Genomic DNA, 3,995 nt, shown 5'->3' with positions numbered 1-3,995 from the left:
GGTCTGACCGTAGGACAGACCCAGTTCGACATTCTGGTAGCGGTATTTACCGGCCAGCTCAAAACCTTTCAGGCGGGCTTCATCAACGTTTTCCCAGGTTGTTTTGGTTGGCATGCCAATCCAGTTTGGATCATAAACAAACTGCGTAATGAAGTTATCCACATCGTTTTGGAAAACGTTGGCTGTAATAGTCAGCTCATCATCACCCAGAAGATCAGCAAAATTCATCCGAGCTGAGATTTCCTTGTTCTTGGCTTCTTCAGGTTTGAGGTCCGGGTTGGGTACGAATGTATTGGTGCCAACTGGAGTTGCAAAGTGCGTTCCTGTCGAGAACATCTCTTCCATACTCGGCGCGCGGAAGGCTTCATTGTAACTGGCCGTCAGAGTCAGCCAGTCCGTGGTGTCCCAGATAAGGGCAACAGAGGGAGATACAGCGTCGTCAGTTTGCTTCTTCTCATCAATGTCGGACTCAGAACGATTATCCCTGGCCTCAAAACGGTCATAGCGAACACCGGTTTGCAATGTCCAGGCTTTGGCCAGAGGAACGTCGGCCTGAACGAATGCACCAGCGGTGGTAGACTCACCATCCAGAGCTTCCGGACGGTCACCAATTCCGGAATCATCCCGAACGGTTTCAATCGTGTTTCTGTAGGCATCCAGACCATAGGTCAGATCAAAATGAGTCAGCTTTGATAGGTTTGTAAAGGCTGTGCCCAGAGTTTTGTAATGGGTATTGTCAGTCTGTCCCTTTTCAATTCGATACTCGTCGAACTCGGTATCGTTGTAAAACAGCTGGAATTTGCTATCGATCAGAGCACTGTCAGGATTAAAAAGATAAGCAGCAGAAAGGTTGGTGTTGCTGGTTTCCTGAGTAATCAATGGGGAGCTACTGCCAACATTTGTTGCCGGGTTGCTGGGAACCTTGGCATTGGTTTGAGCCTGCTGAGCCTTAAACTCAAGACGACTGTCGTCATTCAGCTGCCAGCCCAGTTTGGCCATAGCACCCTGCTCGCGGGAGCCGGAGTTTTCTACGTCGTCGCCATTACCTTCGCCGCTGGTCCCTGTTTCGTAGTTACCACCGTCGTTGTAGTAACCATTAAGCAACCAGTCGAAGTTATTATTCACACCGTAAAGCGAACCACTGGTGCGAGATTCATTGTTGTTGCTGTGGAAGCCCTGGGATATATAGCCACCTAACGTTTCACCAGGTTCCAGCATCTCTTCTGCGGTTTTGGTGTTTTGTACAACCACACCACCGATTGCACCTGAACCCCACAGGTTACTGGATGGACCCTTAACCACCTCGATAGACTTCAGCAGTTCCGGGTCTGTGAAATAAGTCCCACGGTGACCATTGGAGAAGTTTTGACGGGCACCATCGGTGATCTGAAGAACACGAGTGCCTTCCAGACCACGAATATTGATGCTCTGGGAATTCGCACGAGGGCCACCACTGACAGAAACGTTTGGCAGAGACTTAACGGCTTGAGCCACAGACTCAGGTTGTTCCTGCCGGATCTGATACTGGTCTACGACTTCAATCGTTTGGGCCACATCATTGATGTCTTTTTCAGACCGGGTGGCAGTAACTGTTACCTGATTGAGCAGGGTTGCGTCAGTCTGAGATGCACTTTCTGCATATACAAAACCGGAAGACACTGCCATTACAGCAATTGCCAGTCTACTTTTGCTAAACGTCATTGTTTGCCTATGTGTACTGCTATTGGATGATTCTTTATAGAGATCAGTCACACAAGCGCTCTATTCTGAATACCCCGAAGCGCTCGTGATGATGGTGTCGGATAATATGCAAAACACAAACTAAATGCAAATCATTATCATTTATATTATAAGATGAAGATAGGTCGTGAAGGCTGTTTAATGGTTTGCCTTGTTCTAACGAAGGTATGGGAAACAGGTCTATTATTAGCACGGTATAGCCAAGTGACCTTGGCACACTTGCGACGAGATCATTTTGGTATGTCAACTCATTGATTTGGAGAGGCATAAAATGAAAAAGACACTACTGGCGCTAATGGGTGCGGCCATCATTCTGGCAGGCTGTCAGGACGAGAAACCTCCGGAGACGACTGCGGTTGAGGTTCCTGATGTCATAGAACTAGAAAGCGCAATTGATGTAACACCCATTGAAGAAAATCAAGTAACCAGCACCGACACGCCCGTCGACTCTGGGCACAACGCGCAAAACGCTCTCGATTGGAGTGGTGTTTACAAAGGTAAACTTCCCTGTGCAGATTGTGCAGGCGTTGACACAACGCTAACGCTGAATAAAGACGGCACATACTCATTGCTAGAGGTGTACGAAGGCAAAGGAGGCGAACCCACCAAATCTGAAGGTAAATTCAGTTGGAATAAATCGGGTAATATCATCACGTTGCTTAACGAGTCAGCTCCAAACCAATATTTCGTTGGTGAAAACACACTAATGAAACTGGATATGAACGGCGAGAAAGCAACCGGTGATCTGGCCTCACTCAACAACCTGAAAAAGGTGCCTTGATGGTGGCACTTAAACATGTTGCATGAAGCTGTTCGGTGCCGATGAGAGGAGGTGTCCGGTTGGACTGAGAAGAGGAGAGTTCCGAATGAACTCTCCTCGCCAGAACTACTGCTTGATCTTGTGCTTCAGAGTGGCTTCAACCCGGCGGTTGGCAGCACGTCCTTCAGCTGTTTCATTGCTGGCAACAGGCTGAGCTTCACCATAACCAACGGCGGTGATACTGTCGCCTGCAATACCGTAATCATTGACGAGAATGTTGCGAACGGCATCTGCACGACGCTGTGACAAGTTTTTGTTGTATTGCGCAGCACCTGTGTTGTCGGTATAGCCTGCAATCTCAACAGGTACATCGGGGTAGGCTTTCAGGAATTGCACGACTTCGTCAATGTTATCAATCTCGCCGGTTACCACGGCAGAGTTGGTAGCAAAGTTGACACTGAGCTTCATGCTGATGTCTTTTACCAGTGCAATCTTGCAGCCATTGTCGTCGACTTTGCGACCTTCGGGTGTGTTCGGACACTGATCCATATAATCCGGAACATCGTCTTTATCGCTGTCCAGTGCACAGCCATTGGCATCAACCGGCGCACCGGCTGGTGTATTTGGGCAGTTGTCACGACTGTCAGTCACACCGTCCTGATCAGTATCTGCCTCAACAGGCGCTGGCGCAGGTGCTGAACTGCCACCGAAGGCGTAACTGATTCCGACGTTGACCAGACTGTCCCAGGTGCTGTCGTCGGCTCCGTGGATACCTCTAACATCCCCGCGCAGCGACCAGTTTTCGTTAATGGCATAGCGGACACCAACGCCGGCATTGGCCTGTGTTTCCTGAGAATCATTGAGCTTGCCTTCAAATTCCCCATGGCCCACACCCAGAATGGCAAAAGGTTGCCACTTGGCCGTCATGGGCCTGAAGTAGTAGAGAGCATCCAGGTAATACTGGTTGACGTCAGTATCTCCAATTCTGCTGTCAGCATTGCTGTCGAGAAATCTCAGCTCTGTGGCCCATTGGTCGTTAAAGCGGTATTCACCCCCCAGAGTCAGTGTGGTGGCGTCATCCAGATTGCGATCAGAGTCAAAGTTCTGAAGACCAATTGCAGGGTTGATGTACCAGCGTCCTTCATTGGCAGAAACTGAAGCGGCCAGCCCGGTGGAAATTACAAAAGCCAGTAACTGTCGTTTTTTATACACGGCTACATTCCTTGGTGTCGTTGAAGTGCAGGCAAAGTGTACCTATTTAATGTGCATCTGTTAAATGTCTTTTTCACGACGTCAAATGAGATTTTTACCCTATACTCAACGACAGTGACTAAATAATGTGCTGAAGGCATTTATAATTACGAAAAAAATACTGTCGCTTATCGAGAAATCCCTGAGAAAACCTTGCTGCCCTGAATACCATCAAAGCCACTGTGGTGAATGGTCGGCTGTACATCTGTGCAAGGAGCAACAGGCTTGTCTCCACTATCTATAC

The 3,995-nt window shown here is 48.6% G+C and carries 3 protein-coding genes; 1 reads left to right on the top strand and 2 read right to left on the bottom strand.

Translation table 11 applies throughout. The annotated features are described in order from the left end of the window. A partial coding sequence (locus KDK17_RS14895) for a TonB-dependent hemoglobin/transferrin/lactoferrin family receptor (RefSeq protein WP_257288391.1) occupies positions 1 to 1,752 on the bottom strand: 1,752 nt, incomplete at its 3' end. 259 nt (positions 1,753 to 2,011) lie between these two features. Between KDK17_RS14895 and KDK17_RS14890 the strand changes: the two genes are divergently transcribed. Beyond that, positions 2,012 to 2,521 (top strand): copper resistance protein NlpE, encoded by a 510-nt coding sequence (locus KDK17_RS14890; protein ID WP_257288390.1) that lies wholly within the window; start codon positions 2,012 to 2,014, stop codon positions 2,519 to 2,521. Between the two features lie 105 nt (positions 2,522 to 2,626). Here KDK17_RS14890 and KDK17_RS14885 read toward each other — a convergent pair whose 3' ends face one another. Further along, positions 2,627 to 3,712 carry an OmpA family protein gene (locus tag KDK17_RS14885; RefSeq protein WP_257255547.1) on the bottom strand — a complete coding sequence of 362 codons (1,086 nt, stop codon included), beginning with the start codon at positions 3,710 to 3,712 and terminating at the stop codon, positions 2,627 to 2,629. Positions 3,713 to 3,995: the final 283 nt, after the last annotated feature.

Origin of the sequence: Endozoicomonas sp. SESOKO2, assembly GCF_024606245.1 — a bacterium.
Lineage (GTDB): Bacteria > Pseudomonadota > Gammaproteobacteria > Pseudomonadales > Endozoicomonadaceae > Endozoicomonas_A.
The sequence above is the reverse complement of the archived record's forward strand: the minus strand, read 5'-3'. Positions and strand labels throughout refer to the sequence as shown.

Excerpts from the sequence above, each read along its gene's own strand:
- KDK17_RS14890 (WP_257288390.1), top strand. The coding sequence starts at position 2,012 with ATGAAAAAGACACTACTGGCGCTAATGGGTGCGGCCATCATTCTGGCA.